The sequence below is a fragment of the Mycobacterium sp. genome, assembly GCF_019243155.1.
Lineage (GTDB): Bacteria > Actinomycetota > Actinomycetes > Mycobacteriales > Mycobacteriaceae > Mycobacterium.
Map to the genome: position 1 here is coordinate 1 of NZ_JAFAUS010000243.1, position 17,209 is coordinate 17,209.

Below are 17,209 nucleotides of genomic sequence, written 5' to 3' on the forward strand. Positions count from 1 at the left end.
CTTTGCGCCGACGACGATCGTGGCTGGCAGCCGCGTTGGTTCCGGTTGCTCTGTTCGGTGTCGCCTGCGGCGGCAGTCGGGAAGCGTCGCCGGCAAAGGTGATCTTCGACAAAGGCACCCCGTTTGCCGATCTGCTCGTCCCCAAACTCACCGCGTCGGTGACCGACGGCGCCGTGGGCGTGACCGTGGATGCGCCGGTGACGGTCAGCGTGGCCGACGGCGTGCTCGCCTCGGTCACCATGGTCAACGAGAACGGCAAGTCCATCAGCGGCCAGCTCAGCCCCGATGGATTGCGCTGGGCGACCACCGAGCAGCTCGGCTACAACCGGCGCTACACACTGACCGCGAAGGCGCTGGGCCTCGGCGGCGCGGCGAATCGGCAGATGAGCTTCGAGACCAGTTCGCCCGCCCACCTGACCATGCCGTACGTCAATCCGGGCGACGGCGAGGTGGTCGGAATCGGTGAGCCGGTTGCGATCCGCTTCGATGAGAACATCGACAACAAGATGGCGGCGCAAAAGGCCATCGCCATCACCACCAACCCGCCCGTCGAGGGCGCGTTCTACTGGCTGAACAACCGAGAAGTGCGTTGGCGCCCAGAGCATTTCTGGAAACCGGGCACATCCATCGACGTTGCGGTCAACACCTACGGCGTGGATCTGGGCGACGGCATGTTCGGCGAGGACAATGTCAAGACGCACTTCACTATTGGCGACGAGGTGATTTCAACCGCTGACGACACCACCAAGATGGTGACCGTGCGAGTCAACGGCGAAGTCGTCAAGACGATGCCGACCTCGATGGGCAAGGACAGCGCGCCGACGGCCAACGGCGTCTACATCATTGGAGCGCGCTTCAAGCACATCATCATGGATTCCTCGACCTACGGGGTTCCGGTCAACTCGCCCAACGGATACCGCACGGACGTCGACTGGGCGACTCAGATGTCCTACAGTGGCGTCTTCGTGCATTCGGCGCCCTGGTCGGTCGGCGCGCAGGGGCACACCAATACCAGCCACGGGTGCCTCAACGTGAGCCCGAGCAACGCCGAGTGGTTCTACGACCACAGCAAGCGCGGCGACATTGTCCAGGTGATGAACACCGTCGGGCCGACGCTTTCGGGGATCGAGGGTCTGGGTGACTGGAACATCCCCTGGTCGCAGTGGAAGGCGGGCAACGCCAATACCTGACGGTCAGCCGACCTTTTGCCACTGCGCGCAGTTTCGCGTCAGGAACGCCTTGTCGCCAGGCAGAATCTCCACCACCTGCGGACCATCGCTGACGTTGTTGTCGATGATGTCGTTGGTGTTGAAGCTCCGCAGCCGCGCCCAATAGCACCCGTACTTACCGGGGGTGCGATAGGTGCCCGGCGCGATGTCGCCGCCGACCGCAAACGTGCCATCCGAATCGATACTTGTCTTCGGCCCGGGCGGGGGTGGTGGCGTGAAGGTCACTGTCACCGTTTTGGTTTCCGCGGGCAGCATCGACGTGACGGTGGTTGTCGTCTGACTCGAGCCGCCGCCACAGCCCGTAAGAACGATCGCGACACCTGCTACGGCCGCTCTCGCCGCCCGTGCCCTGAGGCCGCGTACGCACAGGCTGCGAACTTTCGGATCGTTTCGGAAATGCCGGCGGTCATGGATGCGGCGGTGGTTCGGGGGCACGGCCCGTTGCCTCACAATTTTCGGGTTCACGGGTGTAAAAGCATTGCAGGAAGTCAATACAGCCTAAAAGGTCGGGAAGCGGCACTGCGCCGTGGGCGGCGGGGAGACAGAGTCGGGACTGGAAAACCGCGGCATCCGGGATCTGGCCAGCCGACGAGTGCGCCGCGATGCCGGGGTCAGCCGGAGCGGCCTGCAGAGTGACCGAAAGCCATTGCCCAGCAATTACTTTCGCGTACCTCCGTCTCTGCTGACGGAGCTGCGAACGACGGGACATTTAGGGGAACGATGCAAACCGAGAAATGGCCCACCGAAGTTTGGGCGGTGGAGTACACGACCGTCGGTGACAAGCGCATCGTCACAGTAATGGCAGACAAGGACTCTGCCCTGCTCTTCGCCAGTCAAGCCCACTCGGCCGATCCGGTTCTGCTGCGCAGTCATGCGGAGTTCAGCGAGGCCGAGTGATCGACCGGTGGCCAAGCGTCGGTCAGAGAGGCTGAACCCCCTGACCAGTTGGGGTGAGTGACGGGACTCGAACCCGCGACATTCAGGATCACAACCTGACGCTCTACCAACTGAACTACACCCACCATGTCTGCCTGCCGGGCCTTGGCCCGTACGAGCAGCGACTGTAGATACTAGCCGGTCGGTGGCTCGGCGGCCGAATCGTTTGATCCCGGTGCGTCCGTGGTGCCACCGAGGCCCGTGACCACCGCCTCGATTTCGCTGGTAGACGGCCCCGGCGGGGCGACGAATGCGGTCCGCCGGTAGTACCGCAACTCGCGAATCGACTCATGAATATCGGCCAGTGCCCGGTGGGCCAGCCCCTTGACCGGCTGGCCGAAGTAGATCCGCGGGTACCAGCGCCGGCAGAGCTCCTTGATGGAACTGACATCGATCATCCGGTAGTGCAGAAACGAGTCCAGAGCGGGCATGTCGCGGGCGATGAACGAACGATCGGTGGCAATGGAATTGCCCGCCAGCGGCGCCGTCTTCGGCTGTTTGACGTGCTTGCCGATGTACTCCAGCACCATCGCTTCTGCGGTCGCCATGTCGACGGTGGACGCCTTCACCTCGTCGATCAGCCCGGAGCGGGTGTGCATTTCGGTGACCACGTCGATCATCGACGACAGCGCCGCGTCCTCGGCATGGATCACCACGTCGACTCCGTCGCCGAGGATATTCAGCTCGGCGTCTGTTACCAGGGCCGCGATCTCGATTAATTTGTCGGAACCCAGGTCGAGGCCGGTCATCTCGCAGTCGATCCACACCAACTCGTCGCGCACAGCGCCCAGACTAGGCCCACGTCAGGGCCTGCCGGTGTTTCACCCTGGCAAGTAGGGTGATGAACGGCGCAACGACCGGGGGAAAAGAGGGCCGAGTCACGATGAGCAGCGAATCAGCACCCACACCGGCAAGGCGGATCGCGGACGGTTACGCCGTCCAGGGGCAGGCCCTGGAACTGGGCACCGTCGTCGTCGACGGCGAAGCCGACCCGAGCGCGCAGATACGGATTCCGCTGGCGACCGTCAACAGGCACGGCCTGGTTGCCGGGGCGACGGGGACCGGCAAGACCAAGACCCTGCAGCTGATCGCCGAACAGCTGAGCGCGGCCGGCGTGCCCGTGCTGATGGCCGATGTGAAGGGCGACCTGTCTGGGCTGTCCAAACCGGGGGAGGCCAACGACAAGACAGCCGCGCGCGCCAAAGACACCGGCGACGACTGGAAGGCCTCCGACTTCCCGGTGGAGTTCTTGTCGTTGGGCACCAAGGGAATCGGCGTGCCGATCCGCGCGACGATCGACAGCTTCGGGCCGGTGCTGCTGTCAAAAGTGTTGGGGCTCAATGCTACCCAAGAGTCGACGCTGGGGCTGATCTTCCACTGGGCGAAGGATCAAAACCGTCCGCTGGTCACCACGGACCATCTACGAGGTGCCATCAGCTACCTGACCAGCGACGAGGGAAAGGAAGCCCTGAAATCGCTGGGCGGGGTGTCGGCGACGACGGCGGGCGTGATCCTGCGGGCGCTGGTGAACCTCGATGCCGAGGGCGGTGACACGTTCTTTGGCGAGCCCAAGCTCGACCCGAACGATCTGCTGCGCAACAACGATCAGGGTCAGGGCATCATCTCGCTGCTGGAGTTCACCGGTCAGTCGGTGCGGCCGGTCATCTTCTCCACCTTCCTGATGTGGCTGCTCGCCGACCTGTACACCCAACTGCCCGAGGTCGGCGACATCGACAAACCCAAGCTGGTGTTCTTCTTCGACGAGGCGCACCTACTGTTCGCCGACGCCTCAAAGGCTTTCCTCGAGCAGGTCGAGCAGACCGTCAAGCTGATCCGCTCCAAGGGCGTCGGGGTGTTCTTCTGCACGCAGCTGCCGACGGACATCCCCAACGACATCCTGTCCCAGCTGGGCGCGCGAGTTCAGCACGCGCTGAGGGCATTCACGCCCGATGACCAGAAAGCACTGAGCAGGACCGTCCGCACCTACCCGAAAACCGATGTGTACGACCTGGAGTCGGCACTGACATCGCTGGGAATCGGAGAGGCTGTCGTCACCGTGCTGTCCGAGAAGGGCGCACCGACGCCGGTCGCGTGGACCCGCATGCGGGTGCCGCGTTCGCTGATGGCCTCGATCGGCACCGAGGAGATTACCGCCGCGGCCAAACGCAGTCCGCTGCAATCCAAGTACGGCCAAACCGTGCAGCAAACGCCGCAACCCCAGCCCGGACCGCAAGCCCAACCCGGGGCGCAGCCGGCGCAGACCCAGTCCGGCTACCCGCCGGTCCCGGCGGACGGCCCGGTTCCGCCGATGCCGGAGCCGGCGGAGCCGAAGGTCCCGGCGATGTGGGAAGAAGTGCTGAACAATTCGACCGTGAAGAGCGGCATCAACACGGTGATACGCGAAGTGGTGAAAAACATGTTCAGCGGCCGCGGCCGCAAGTAGGCCGCTCTATTCGTCGCGAGCTGGGGGTGCCCCCAGCTCGCGGCTGGGTGGTGCGGTTACCCGCCGCCGAGCTTCTTATAGAAGCTGCCCACGATCGGCGCCACGATGGCGCGCGGGGCGTACCCGCTGGCCACCGACATGGCCTTGGACGTCAACCCGGGAACGACGCGCATCTTGTTGCGGTTCAACGCATCCAGCGACAGCTGGGCGGTGTGTTCGGTGGAGATCCACAGAAAGTCCGGCACCAGCCGTTCGACCAGCGTGGCTTCGGCATCGGCGGGGAGGTCGGTGCGGACCGGGCCCGGCGCGAGCAGCGTGACGTGTACGCCCGAGCCGCGCAGTTCGCCGCGCAACGATTCGCTGAAGGTATTCACGAACGCCTTGGTGGCCGCATAGGTCGCGTTATAGGGAATCGGCGAATTGCCCGCCGCCGAACCGGAGATCAGGATGCCGCCCGCCCTACGCTCGATCATGCCGGGCAGCACGGCCAACGTAAGATCGTGCACCCCAAGGACATTGAGCTGTAGCTGGGCTTTCTCGCCGGCGGGATCGAGGTCCGCTACCGGACCGAAGGTCGCGGTGCCGGCGTTGGCGCACAGGATCGAGATCGGACGGGCGGCCAGCTCGTCGCACAATTTCGCCCGTTCCCCGGGGTCGCCAAGATCGGCGGGACGCACCTCGACGGTGACGCCGTACTTATCCGTCAGGCGTGCGGCGAGGGCATTGAGGATGTCCTCCCGTCGCGCCGTGACGATCAAGTTGTGCCCACGCGCGGCCAATTCGGTCGCCAGCGCTTCGCCGATGTTCTGCGAAGCCCCGGTGACAACGGCGCGCGCGTCGGGACTGGGAGCTGGTATCGGCATGAGGCAATCGTAGACAGCGAGCCGGACGGGGTAGGCCGGCTGCCCATTAAAGCGGGTCAGCTGCCCAACAAATAGAGTGCCGGGCATGAATCAGTCGGAGTCGCGCGCTCTTACGCCTGTGCCGTCCCGGGTTGTGGCGTGGGCGGTCTGGGACACCGGCTCCACCGGCCTGAACGCGATCGTGGCAACCTTCGTCTTCGCGGTCTACCTGACCAGCAGCGTGGGGGTGGGCATCCCCGGCAGCACCAGTCCGGCGAGTTGGCTCGGTCGTGCGGCGGCGATCGCCGGATTGACCGTCGCGTTGCTGGCCCCGGCTGTCGGCGTGTGGGTGGAGTCACCGCACCGCAGGCGGATGACATTGACCGTGTTGACGGGCTTGGCCGTGACGCTGACGTGCGCGATGTTTTTCATTCACGATCGCCCCGGCTACCTGTGGGCCGGGCTGGCGCTGCTGGGCGGCACGGCCGCTTGCGGTGACCTGGCCAGCGTCCCGTACAACGCCATGTTGCGTCAGCTCTCGACGCCGCAGACCGCCGGCCGGATCTCCGGGTTGGGCTGGGCGGCGGGATATCTCGGCAGCGTCTTCCTGCTGCTGTTGATCTACACGGGATTCATCTCAGGTTCCGGGTCCGGACCCAATGCCACGCGCGGGCTGCTGCGAGTTCCCGTCCACGACGGACTCTATGTGCGGGAGGCGATGCTGGTGGCCGCGGCGTGGTTTGCGGTCCTTGCGCTGCCGCTGCTGCTGGTCGCCCACCGGCTGCCCGATTCCGGAGAGGTGCACGCGCCGACCAGCATGCTGGGCGGCTACCGCAAGCTGTGGACCGAGGTTTCCGCGGAATGGCGTCGCGACCGCAACCTGGTCTACTTCCTGATCGCCAGCGCTCTCTTTCGCGACGGACTGGCGGCCATCTTCGGCTTCGGCGCCGTGCTGGGTGTCAACGTGTACGGCATCTCCCAGGCCGACGTGCTGGTGTTCGGCGTGGTGGCCAGCGTGGTGGCCGCGGTGGGCGCGGTGGTGGGCGGATTCGTCGACCATCGGATCGGGTCCAAGCCCGTCATCGTGGGATCACTGGTCGCGATCGTCGCCCTGGCGCTGACCCTGATGGTGCTGTCCGGCTCGGTGGCCTTCTGGGTGTGCGGACTACTGCTGTGCATGTTCATCGGGCCGTCGCAGTCCTCGGCGCGCGCCCTGCTGCTGCAGATGGCGAAGGTCGGCAGGGAAGGGGTCGCGTTCGGTCTGTACACCATGACCGGACGAGCGGTGGCATTCGTGGCGCCCTGGCTGTTCTCGGTCTTCGTCGACGTATTCGGCGCCGTGCGTGCGGGCCTAGGCGGCATCGCGCTGGTGTTGATCGCCGGGCTGGTCGGGATGCTGGCGGTTCGCGTCCCGGTGCGGGGTGCACTCGCGGCGGAGCCGTCGTAGCGGGCTCAGCCCCTGGCGTCGCAGATCGTCAGACCCACCCCGACGCGTCTGCTCACCTGAATCCCGTCGATGGTGACCGTGCAGCTGACGTTGTGACCGATGTTGACGATCGTGATGTTCGCCGGACGGGCGGCCGACTTCGACAGGCTCACCTGCTTGCTCCACGGCAGCGCCACGTTGAACTCGGTCTCGACGACGTCTCCGGTGTCGATGTACATGATGCTGATCGCGCGACCGTCGCCATTCACGGTGTAGGTGACGTCTTGCATCGCGGCCGGGCCGGTCGTTTCGGTGGGCGTCGGGCCGCCGGGCGGCGGCAGCGGTAGCGGTATCGGCGCCAGGGTGGGTGGCGGAGACGTGCGCGCCGACGGGCTCGGCGACGTCGAACTCGGCTCCGGCATTGCAGGCAACGGCGGGACGGCGGTCTGGGTCTTGATCGCGTCGTTCACAAGGACCAGCGCCGTCACCAATGCAACCACCAGCAGCACAGCCGCACCGGCGACGATCCACAACCATCGCGGCGGTTTCGGCCCGCCCGACGGCGGGGGAGCCATCCCCTGCGACGGCACCCGCCCCGACGGAGGGAGGTCCTGTTGCCAGTACGGCGGCAACTGTCTGGTCGGGTTGGTTTCGTTCACGTTCGGGGCCCACGGCGGCATTTGCCCGCCGTAGTAGGCGGGCGTGTAGGGCGCCTGATCGGCGTATGCGGGATCCACGGGGGGCGAATAGCTCGCGCCCTGTGACCGCGACCTAGGCAGGGCTGCACTAAACCGATCGGTTGGACGTGAATCGTTCATGTCCACCTCATGGCTTGCAGGGTACCTGGACCAGCGGTCGCAGCGGTGCCTCTTCCTAAGCGCAGCTTAGGAGGACTGATTCCAGGCCGCCAGCGCAGCGACGGTCATCGCCCGCAGGACGGCCCGGGATCGCACCACGCGGACGGGCTTGCTGCGCGAGTTGTCGGGGGCCTTCATGCTGTGCGGCGTCGAGTTCAGCAGACCGAACACCGCGTGTGCCGCGAGTCGGGCATCGGCTTCGACAAGGTGGGGGTTCAGCTCGCGCAGCACCCCCACCCAGACCTCGACGTATTGGCGCTGCGCTTTGCGCACCTGCTTCTCGGCCGCCTCGGGCAGGTGCTCGAGATCGCGGTCCTGGATGCGGATGAGGTCGGGTTCGCCCAGGGCGAAGTCCAGATGAAAATCGATGAGGCCTTCGAGCGCTTCGGCCGCTTCGGAGTTGCGGGCACGCACGTCCCGGGCGCCGGCGAGCAGCCGGGTGCTGATGCCGACCAGCAACTCGACCAGCAGCGACTCCTTGTTGGGGAAGTGCCGGTAAATGGCCGGGCCGCTGACACCGGCGACGGCGCCGATGTCTTCCAGTCGCACCGCGAGGAATCCGCGCTCGGCAAAGAGCCGTTCGGCGGCCGACAACAGTTGCAGGCGCCGGTCAGATTTCAACTGGCTGCGACGATTTGGGGCGTCGGAAGGACCGGCCTGACCGTCGGAGGCGGACGTGCTCATGGCCCGGCGTCGTCCTCTCTAGACCAGCGGGATCGGCGATGGTATCCTCACCCGAGTTAATGAATATTAACTGAAAGACCAGCCCCGCGGCAAGGAGGCTTTTCGGTAATGGACAAAGTGGTAGCGACCGCCGCCGAGGCTGTCGCGGACATAACCGACGGGGCGTCCCTGGCGGTCGGGGGATTCGGTCTCTGCGGTATCCCAGAAGCGCTGATCTCCGCGCTGGCCGACAGCGGTGTCACCGACCTGGAGACGGTGTCGAACAACTGTGGCGTCGACGGCATCGGACTGGGAGTTTTGTTGGGGCACAAGCGGATTCGCCGGACGATTTCGTCGTACGTGGGCGAGAACAAAGAGTTCGCGCGTCAGTTCCTGTCCGGTGAACTCGAGGTGGAGTTGACCCCGCAGGGCACCCTAGCCGAACGGCTGCGCGCCGGCGGGATGGGCATTCCGGCCTTCTACACGCCGGCCGGCGTCGGCACCCAGATCGCCGACGGCGGGCTGCCGTGGCGCTATGACGCGTCGGGGGCGGTGGCGGTGACCTCGCCCGCCAAGGAGACCCGTGAGTTCGATGGTGTCTCCTACGTTCTGGAGCGCGCGATCCGCACCGACTTCGCGCTCGTGCACGCCTGGAAAGGCGACCGGCACGGCAACCTCGTGTACCGCGAGACGGCCGCCAACTTCAACCCCGAATGCGCGGGTGCGGGAAAGATCACCATCGCCGAGGTCGAACATCTCGTCGAGCCCGGTGAGATCGATCCTGCACAGGTGCACACGCCCGGAGTCTTCGTGCAGCGCGTCGTGCACGTGCCCAATCCGCAAAAACGGATCGAGAAGGAGACGGTGCGATGAGTGCGCCGACGACGATGCAGAGCGCAGCGATGAAGAGGAGTGGCGCCAAATGAGCTGGAGTCGCGAAGGCATGGCCGCGCGGGTGGCCGCGGAATTCGAGGACGGCCAGTACGTCAACCTCGGCATCGGAATGCCCACGCTGATCCCGAATCACCTGCCCGACGGCGTCCACGTCGTCTTGCATTCGGAGAACGGGATCCTCGGCGTCGGGCCGTACCCCAGGCGCGAGGACCTCGACCCCGATCTCATCAACGCCGGTAAGGAGACGGTCACCGCGCTGCCGGGGACGTCGTATTTCAGCTCGTCGACTTCGTTCGGCATCATTCGCGGTGGGCATCTGGACGTGGCCGTCCTTGGCGCCATGCAGGTTTCGGTCAACGGCGACCTGGCCAACTGGATGATCCCGGGCAAGATGGTCAAGGGCATGGGCGGTGCGATGGACCTGGTGCACGGTGCCCGCAAGGTGATCGTGATGATGGAGCACGCCGCCAAGGACGGCAGCCCCAAGATTCTCGAGCGGTGCACGTTGCCGTTGACCGGCCTCGGCTGCGTTACCAAGATCGTCACCGAATTGGCCGTGATCGACGTCTGCGAGGACGGCCTGCACCTGATCGAAACCGCGCCGGATGTCTCGGTCGAGGAAGTCATCGCGAAGACCCAACCGGCCCTTACGGTTCGAGCGGCCGCACAGTGACGGCCGTGACGGCCGCGCCGTCGTTCGCCGATGAACACCGCCGGCTGGTCGGCGAACTGAACGCCAGGCTCGCGGCCGCAGCGCTGGGCGGCAATGAACGCGCGCGCGAACGCCACGTCAGCCGCGGCAAGCTGTTGCCCCGCGAACGCGTGGATCGCCTGCTGGATCCGGGCAGCCCGTTCTTGGAGCTCTCGCCGTTGGCCGCCAACGGCATGTACGACGACGAGTCTCCAGGTGCCGGGATCATCACCGGGGTTGGCCGGGTCTCGGAGCGCGAATGCGTGATCGTCGCCAACGACGCGACGGTCAAGGGCGGCACCTACTACCCGATGACGGTCAAAAAGCACCTGCGCGCACAGGAGATCGCGTTGCAGAATCGGCTGCCGTGCATCTATCTGGTGGACTCCGGTGGCGCGTTCCTGCCGCGCCAGGACGAGGTGTTCCCCGACCGCGAGCACTTCGGGCGGATCTTCTACAACCAGGCGACCATGAGCGCCAAGGAAATTCCGCAGGTGGCCGCGGTGCTCGGGTCGTGCACGGCGGGCGGCGCCTACGTGCCGGCGATGAGCGATGAGGCCGTCATCGTTCGCGAGCAGGGCACGATCTTCCTCGGCGGCCCGCCACTGGTCAAAGCCGCGACGGGCGAGATCGTCTCGGCCGAGGACCTGGGCGGTGGGGATTTGCACTCGCGCGTCTCGGGTGTCACCGACCATCTCGCCGACGACGATGAACACGCGCTGCGCATCGTGCGGGCGATCGCGGCCACATTCGGCCCGCGCGAGCCCAGCCCGTGGGACGTGCAGCCCGCCGTCGAGCCCACTCATCCACAGACGGAGCTCTACGACGTGGTGCCGCCGGATCCACGAACGCCCTACGACGTGCACGAGGTGATCGTCCGCTTGGTCGACGGCGGCGAATTCAGCGAATTCAAGGCCAACTACGGCAAGACGCTGGTGACCGCGTTCGCGCGCATCCACGGCCACCCGGTAGGGATAATCGCCAACAACGGTGTGCTCTTCAGCGAATCCGCCTTGAAGGGAGCGCATTTCATCGAGCTGTGTGACAAGCGCAGGATCCCGCTGCTGTTCTTACAGAACATCGCCGGCTTCATGGTCGGCCGCGACTACGAGGCGGGCGGCATCGCCAAACACGGCGCCAAGATGGTCACCGCCGTGGCCTGTGCCCGGGTGCCCAAGCTGACCGTCGTGATCGGCGGATCCTATGGCGCCGGCAACTATTCGATGTGCGGACGCGCCTACTCGCCGCGCTTTTTGTGGATGTGGCCCAACGCGCGCATCTCGGTGATGGGCGGCGAACAGGCCGCCTCGGTGCTGGCGACGGTACGCGGCGAACAGGTCACCGCGGCGGGCAATCCGTGGTCGCCCGACGACGAGGAATCGTTCAAGGCACCCATCCGTGAGCAGTACGAGGATCAGGGCAACCCGTACTATTCGACGGCCCGGTTGTGGGACGACGGCATAATCGATCCCGCCGACACCAGAACGGTTGTCGGGCTTGCCCTTTCGGTGTGCGCCCAGGCGCCGCTAGAATCGGTCTCCTACGGCGTCTTCCGGATGTGAGTGCAGTGTTCGAAACCGTGCTGGTGGCCAACCGCGGCGAGATCGCGGTCCGAGTGATCCGGACTTTGCGCCGGCTGGGCATCCGGTCCGTCGCCGTCTACAGCGACCCCGACGCCAACGCCCGCCACGTTCTGGAAGCCGATGCGGCGGTCCGGCTGGGACCCGCCGCGGCGCGCGAGAGCTACCTGAACATCGACAAGGTCGTCGACGCCGCCGTGCGCAGTGGTTCGCAGGCGATCCATCCAGGCTATGGATTCCTCTCGGAGAACGCTGAATTCGCCGCCGCCTGTGAACGCGCTGGGGTCGTGTTCCTGGGCCCACCGGTGCGGGCGATACAGGTGATGGGCGACAAGATCACCGCCAAGAACGCGGTGGTGGACTTCGACGTCCCGGTGGTGCCCGGTGTTGCCAAGCCGGGCCTGACTGACGAAGAGCTCGTCGCCGCGGCCGATGAGATCGGCTACCCGGTGTTGGTCAAGCCCTCGGCGGGCGGCGGCGGCAAGGGCATGCGGATGGTGGAGGAACCCGCCCGGCTGCGCGACGCGCTACTGAGCGCCCGACGAGAGGCCGCCTCCTCGTTCGGCGACGACACGCTGTTCCTGGAGCGGTTCGTGTTGCGGCCCAGGCATATTGAGGTACAGGTGCTCGCCGATACGCACGGCAACGTCGTGCATCTCGGTGAGCGGGAGTGCAGCCTGCAGCGCCGCCACCAGAAGGTCATCGAAGAGGCGCCCTCGCCTTTGCTCGACCCGCAGACACGCGCCCGGATCGGGGCGGCGGCCTGCAACACCGCCCGCAGCGTCGACTACGTCGGCGCGGGCACGGTGGAGTTCATCGTCTCCGCGGACCGGCCCGACGAGTTTTTCTTCATGGAGATGAACACCCGGCTCCAAGTGGAACATCCGGTGACCGAGGCGATTACGGGCCTGGATCTGGTGGAATGGCAGCTGCGGGTGGCAGCCGGCGAAAAGCTGGCCTTCGCCCAGGACGACATCGACCTGCGCGGGCACGCGATCGAGGCGCGGGTATATGCGGAGGATCCGGCGCGGGGTTTCCTGCCCACCGGTGGCGACGTGCTGGCGGTCTTCGAGCCGTCAGGCGAAGGCGTGCGGGTCGATTCGTCGCTGCTGCCGGGCACGCGGGTCGGTAGCGACTACGACCCGATGCTGAGCAAAGTGATCGCGTACGGGGCCGACCGTGATGAGGCGCTGTCGAGACTTGATCGCGCCCTTGCTCAAACCGCGATCCTGGGCGTGCAGACCAACGTCGAATTCCTCCGTTTCCTGCTGGCCGACGAGCGGGTGCGCGCCGGGGACCTGGACACCGCGCTGCTGGACGAGCGGGTGGTGGACTTCGCGCCGCTGCCGGCGCCCGACGATGTGCTCGCCGCGGGCGGCCTCTTTCGCCAGTGGGCGATATCCCGGCGCGCACAGGGGAATCCGTGGGCGGTACCGAGCGGATGGCGGGTCGGTGCCGACCCGGCGTCGGTACGCACCGAGATGCAGACCGCCCTGCGCAGCGAGACGGTATCGGTATGGGGGACGCCGGAGGCCGCCAGTGTGCAGGTCGGCGACGGCGAAATCCTCTCGGCGGATGCACGATTCGCTGGTGCGCAGATGAGCGCCACGGTGGGCGGGCTGCGCCGCGAGTATCAGTGGGCCGAGGCGGACCGGCACCTGTGGATCGCCGACGAGCGGGGAACCTGGCATCTGCGTGAGGCCGAGGAGAATAAGATCCACCGCGTGTCGGGTGCGCGGCAGGCGGAGATCGTCAGCCCCATGCCCGGCAGCGTGATCGCCGTCCAGGCCGCCACGGGCGACGACGTCGCCGAGGGGGACGTTGTGGTGGTTGTGGAGGCGATGAAGATGGAACACTCACTGGCCGCGCCGATTTCGGGGCAGGTCGAGGTGCTGGTGTCCGTCGGTGACCAGGTCAAGGTCGAGCAGGTACTGGCCCGGCTGGTACCGACCGAAGAGAACAAGGATTGATGATGACTACTTCCATTACTGCGGGGACATTACCCAAGGAATACGAGGATCTTCGCGACACGGTCGCCGAGTTCGCGCGCACCGTGGTCGCCCCGGTGTCGGCCAAACACGATGAGGAGCACAGCTTCCCGTACGAAGTCGTGGCCAAGATGGGCGAAATGGGCTTGTTCGGGCTGCCGTTCCCGGAGGAATACGGCGGCATGGGTGGCGACTACTTCGCACTCTCACTGGCGCTCGAGGAACTCGGCAAGGTCGACCAGTCGGTGGCCATCACGCTGGAGGCCGGAGTCAGCCTGGGCGCCATGCCGATCTACCGGTTCGGCACCGACGAGCAGAAGAGCACGTGGCTGCCCGACCTGACGGCGGGCCGGGCGCTGGCCGGCTTCGGGCTCACCGAGCCCGGCGCGGGTTCCGACGCGGGGGCCACTCGCACCACGGCCCGCCTCGACGACGGCGAGTGGGTGATCAACGGCAGCAAGCAATTCATCACCAACTCGGGCACGGACATCACCTCACTGGTCACCGTCACCGCGGTCACCGGCACCTCTGGAACGGAAGCGTCGGGGAAGAAGGAGATCTCGACGATCATCGTGCCCAGCGGCACAACGGGATTCACCGTCGAGCCGGTCTACAGCAAGGTCGGCTGGAACGCGTCGGACACGCATCCGCTCAGCTTCGACGACGCGCGGGTGCCGGAAGAGAACCTGCTGGGACCCCGTGGCACCGGATACTCGAACTTCTTGTCCATCCTGGACGAGGGCCGCATCGCGATCGCTGCACTGGCGACCGGGGCCGCGCAGGGCTGCGTCGACGAAAGCGTCAAGTACTCCAAGGAACGTCAGTCCTTCGGCCAGCCCATTGGCTCCTACCAGGCGATCAGTTTCAAGATCGCGCGGATGGAAGCGCGTGCGCACGTCGCCCGCACGGCGTACTACGATGCGGCCGCAAAGATGTTGGCGGGCAAGTCCTTCAAGAAGGAGGCGGCGATCGCGAAGATGATCGCGTCGGAAGCGGCCATGGACAACGCGCGCGACGCCACCCAGGTTCACGGCGGCTACGGCTTCATGAACGAGTATCCGGTGGCACGGCATTATCGCGACAGCAAGATTCTCGAGATCGGTGAAGGGACTACCGAGGTGCAACTGATGCTCATCGCGCGATCGCTGGGATTGTCATGACACGCGCCGGCCACGATGCAGAGCGTAGCGATGAAGAGGAGCGGCGCCCATGACAGAAGGCAAGTCAGTTGTCCAGCGGGGCTTGTGGTTTGAAGAGTACGAGATCGGCACCACCTACCTGCACCGGCCCGGCCGCACAATCACCGAGGCCGACAACGTTTTCTTCACCACGCTGACGATGAACACCCAGTCGCTGCACCTCGACGCGGCCTGGGCCGCCGAGCAGCCGGGCTTTCGTGGTGAGCGCCTGGTGAACTCCATGTTCACCCTCTCCACACTGGTCGGGCTGTCGGTGTCGCAGCTGACGCTTGGCACCATCGTGGCCAATCTCGGGTTCTCCGAGGTGTCCTTCCCCAAGCCGGTTTTTCACGGCGACACCTTGTACGCGGAAACCGTATGCACGGGCAAGCGCGAATCGAAGAGCCGGCCCGGCGAAGGCATCGTCACGCTCGAGCACACGGGGCGCAACCAGCATGGCGACGTCGTCGCGCGCGCCGTGCGGACCACGCTGGTACAGAAGAACCCGGACGGGAAGGACGCCCGATGAACCTGCAAGCCGCCGGCCCGGGTTGGCTGTTCTGCCCGGCCGACCGCCCCGAGCGTTTCGCGAAGGCCGCCGCCGCGGCCGACGTGGTGATCCTCGACCTCGAGGACGGGGTGGCCGAAGCGGACAAGCCCGCCGCACGCAAGGCATTGCAGGACACCACGCTGGACCCGGAGCGCACCGTGGTGCGCGTCAACGCGACCGACACCGCAGAGCACGCCCGCGACTTGGAGGCCCTGGCCGCAACCGCGTACACGACGGTGATGCTGTCCAAGACCGAATCGGGGGCGCAGGTCGACGCGCTGGCTCCGCATGACGTGATCGCGTTGCTCGAGACGCCGCGCGGAGCGGTATTCGCCACCGAGATCGCCGCGGCGCAACGCACCGTGGCGCTGATGTGGGGCGCCGAAGACCTGGTCGCCACGCTCGGCGGTAGCTCCAGCCGGTGGGCCGACGGCACCTACCGGGATGTGGCCCACCACGTACGGTCGACGGCCCTGCTCACGGCGTGCGCATTCGACCGGGTCGCCCTGGACGCGGTGCATCTCGACATCCGCGACCTCGACGGCCTACGGGCCGAGGCCGAAGATGCCGTTGCGCTGGGCTTCGCCGGGACGGTGTGCATTCACCCGAGTCAGATCCCGGTGGTGCGCGAGGCCTATCGCCCCACCGAGGAGAAATTGGACTGGGCGCGCCGGGTCATCGAGGCGGCGCGGACCGAGCGCGGAGTGTTCGCCTTCGAAGGCCAAATGGTCGACTCGCCGGTGCTCAAGCACGCGGCGATGCTGCTGCGGCGGGCCGGGGAGGCCTAGCCGCCCATTGGCCGGCCACTGCGACACGTTCGCGATCAACGCGGTCTGCTCTTTTTTGAGCGCATAATGGTCAGTACGCCAGTGTCGCGTCGAGCGAAGCGTTTCGTGTATCTGGCGATCGCTTTCCGCTCGCGGCAGTGAGCCACGCGGCACCGGGCCAGGGAGGCGGTGTCGCGCGAATGTCTCAGACGCCGATGACCGTCGACCTCGAGCCGGTGCAGTTGGTGGCCGCCGATGGCACACCGACGCCCGAAACGCGCTATCCCCGCGACCTTCCCGCGGAGACACTGTGTTGGCTCTACGAGATGATGGTCGTCACTCGGGAAGTCGACGGCGAATTCGTCAACCTGAAGCGGCAAGGGGAATTGGCCCTGTTCGCGTCCTGCCAAGGCCAGGAGGCCGCGCAGGTCGGCGCCGTGGCCTGCCTGCGCAAGTCCGACTGGTTGTTCCCGCAATACCGGGAGCTCGGCGCATTTCTGGTGCGCGGCATCCCGCCCGGCCACGTCGGCGCCGCTTGGCGCGGAACGTGGCACGGCGGGCTGGAATTCACCAAGAAATGTTGCGCCCCGCTGTCGATTCCGATCGGCACTCAAACCTTGCACGCGGTCGGTGCGGCGATGGCCGCCCAGCGCCTCGGCGAGGATTCGGTGACGGTGGCCTTCCTGGGCGACGGCGCCACCAGCGTGGGCGACGTCCACGAGGCGCTGAACTTCGCGGCCGTCTTCAGCACACCCTGCATCTTCTTCGTGCAGAACAACCAGTGGGCGATCTCGATGCCGATATCCAAGCAGACCGTCGCGCCGTCCATAGCGCACAAGGCAATTGGATACGGCATGCCCGGCATCCGGGTGGACGGCAACGACGTGCTGGCCTGCTACGCGGTCATGGCCGAGGCCGCCGCCCGGGCGAGGGCCGGTGGCGGTCCGACGTTGATCGAGGCGGTCACCTATCGCCTTGGCCCGCATACAACCTCCGACGATCCGACTCGATACCGGACCCAGGATGAGGTGGACCACTGGGCGGCGCTGGATCCGATCCCGCGTTATCGCAGCTACTTACAGACTCAGGGCCTGTGGTCGAAGCGCTTGGAAGAGCGGGTCGATGCCCGGTCGAAGCGCATGCGGGCCGAATTGCGCGACGCCGT

Annotated in this window: 17 protein-coding genes and 1 tRNA gene; 12 read left to right on the top strand and 6 right to left on the bottom strand. The window is 66.2% G+C overall.

Going from position 1 to position 17,209, the window contains the following annotated elements; genetic code table 11:
* Window positions 1-2 precede the first annotated feature (2 nt).
* On the top strand, window positions 3-1,190 hold the full coding sequence (locus JOZ00_RS11890; RefSeq protein WP_293344052.1) for an Ig-like domain-containing protein: 1,188 nt from the start codon (window positions 3-5) through the stop codon (window positions 1,188-1,190).
* Between the two features lie 3 nt (window positions 1,191-1,193).
* On the opposite strand, the gene JOZ00_RS11895 is transcribed toward JOZ00_RS11890, so the two are convergent.
* Window positions 1,194-1,484, bottom strand: coding sequence for a hypothetical protein (locus tag JOZ00_RS11895; RefSeq protein WP_293344054.1), 291 nt, complete (start codon window positions 1,482-1,484; stop codon window positions 1,194-1,196).
* A 465-nt stretch (window positions 1,485-1,949) separates the two neighbouring features.
* Here JOZ00_RS11895 and JOZ00_RS11900 point away from each other — a divergent pair, with 465 nt between their 5' ends.
* Window positions 1,950-2,126: a hypothetical protein gene (locus JOZ00_RS11900; protein ID WP_293344056.1), complete on the top strand. Its 177-nt coding sequence runs from the start codon at window positions 1,950-1,952 to the stop codon at window positions 2,124-2,126.
* A 49-nt stretch (window positions 2,127-2,175) separates the two neighbouring features.
* Here the strand turns inward: JOZ00_RS11900 and JOZ00_RS11905 are convergent.
* Both JOZ00_RS11905 and orn read right to left on the bottom strand, forming a co-directional pair.
* Window positions 2,176-2,251, bottom strand: a tRNA-His gene (locus tag JOZ00_RS11905).
* A gap of 48 nt (window positions 2,252-2,299) precedes the next feature.
* Entirely contained in the window at window positions 2,300-2,947 is a 648-nt protein-coding gene (gene orn, locus JOZ00_RS11910) for an oligoribonuclease (RefSeq protein WP_293344057.1), read from the bottom strand.
* A gap of 101 nt (window positions 2,948-3,048) precedes the next feature.
* Between orn and JOZ00_RS11915 the strand changes: the two genes are divergently transcribed.
* Window positions 3,049-4,608: a helicase HerA-like domain-containing protein gene (locus JOZ00_RS11915; protein ID WP_293344058.1), complete on the top strand. Its 1,560-nt coding sequence runs from the start codon at window positions 3,049-3,051 to the stop codon at window positions 4,606-4,608.
* 56 nt (window positions 4,609-4,664) lie between these two features.
* On the opposite strand, the gene cmrA is transcribed toward JOZ00_RS11915, so the two are convergent.
* Window positions 4,665-5,471 (bottom strand): mycolate reductase, encoded by an 807-nt coding sequence (cmrA, locus tag JOZ00_RS11920; RefSeq protein WP_293344060.1) that lies wholly within the window; start codon window positions 5,469-5,471, stop codon window positions 4,665-4,667.
* Window positions 5,472-5,556: 85 nt separating this feature from the next.
* Between cmrA and JOZ00_RS11925 the strand changes: the two genes are divergently transcribed.
* A complete protein-coding gene (locus JOZ00_RS11925; RefSeq protein ID WP_293344062.1) occupies window positions 5,557-6,897 on the top strand; it encodes an MFS transporter in 1,341 nt (446 codons plus the stop codon).
* A gap of 5 nt (window positions 6,898-6,902) precedes the next feature.
* Here JOZ00_RS11925 and JOZ00_RS11930 read toward each other — a convergent pair whose 3' ends face one another.
* The gene (locus JOZ00_RS11930) at window positions 6,903-7,700 is read right to left on the bottom strand and encodes an MmpS family transport accessory protein (RefSeq protein ID WP_293344064.1); all 798 of its coding nucleotides are present in this window, start codon (window positions 7,698-7,700) and stop codon (window positions 6,903-6,905) included.
* Window positions 7,701-7,760: 60 nt separating this feature from the next.
* On the bottom strand, window positions 7,761-8,417 hold the full coding sequence (locus tag JOZ00_RS11935; protein ID WP_293344066.1) for a TetR/AcrR family transcriptional regulator: 657 nt from the start codon (window positions 8,415-8,417) through the stop codon (window positions 7,761-7,763).
* A 108-nt stretch (window positions 8,418-8,525) separates the two neighbouring features.
* On the opposite strand from JOZ00_RS11935, the gene JOZ00_RS11940 reads away from it, so the two are divergent.
* The 8 genes from JOZ00_RS11940 to pdhA form a co-directional block, all read left to right on the top strand.
* The gene (locus tag JOZ00_RS11940) at window positions 8,526-9,269 is read left to right on the top strand and encodes a CoA transferase subunit A (RefSeq protein ID WP_293344068.1); all 744 of its coding nucleotides are present in this window, start codon (window positions 8,526-8,528) and stop codon (window positions 9,267-9,269) included.
* A 49-nt stretch (window positions 9,270-9,318) separates the two neighbouring features.
* Window positions 9,319-9,963, top strand: a complete 645-nt coding sequence (locus JOZ00_RS11945) for a 3-oxoacid CoA-transferase subunit B (protein ID WP_293344070.1) — start codon at window positions 9,319-9,321, stop codon at window positions 9,961-9,963.
* Entirely contained in the window at window positions 9,960-11,543 is a 1,584-nt protein-coding gene (locus JOZ00_RS11950; protein WP_293344072.1) for a carboxyl transferase domain-containing protein, read from the top strand. Before JOZ00_RS11945 ends, JOZ00_RS11950 begins: the two co-directional genes overlap by 4 nt.
* A 5-nt stretch (window positions 11,544-11,548) precedes the next feature.
* The gene (locus JOZ00_RS11955) at window positions 11,549-13,531 is read left to right on the top strand and encodes an acetyl/propionyl/methylcrotonyl-CoA carboxylase subunit alpha (protein ID WP_293344082.1); all 1,983 of its coding nucleotides are present in this window, start codon (window positions 11,549-11,551) and stop codon (window positions 13,529-13,531) included.
* Between the two features lie 2 nt (window positions 13,532-13,533).
* On the top strand, window positions 13,534-14,709 hold the full coding sequence (locus JOZ00_RS11960) for an acyl-CoA dehydrogenase family protein (RefSeq protein ID WP_293344074.1): 1,176 nt from the start codon (window positions 13,534-13,536) through the stop codon (window positions 14,707-14,709).
* 49 nt (window positions 14,710-14,758) lie between these two features.
* Complete coding sequence (locus JOZ00_RS11965) at window positions 14,759-15,256, top strand: MaoC family dehydratase (RefSeq protein ID WP_293344076.1); 498 nt, start codon at window positions 14,759-14,761, stop codon at window positions 15,254-15,256.
* Window positions 15,253-16,065, top strand: coding sequence for a CoA ester lyase (locus JOZ00_RS11970; RefSeq protein ID WP_293344078.1), 813 nt, complete (start codon window positions 15,253-15,255; stop codon window positions 16,063-16,065). Before JOZ00_RS11965 ends, JOZ00_RS11970 begins: the two co-directional genes overlap by 4 nt.
* A 179-nt stretch (window positions 16,066-16,244) precedes the next feature.
* The coding region (gene pdhA / locus JOZ00_RS11975; protein WP_293344080.1) for a pyruvate dehydrogenase (acetyl-transferring) E1 component subunit alpha at window positions 16,245-17,209 on the top strand (965 nt) is incomplete at its 3' end.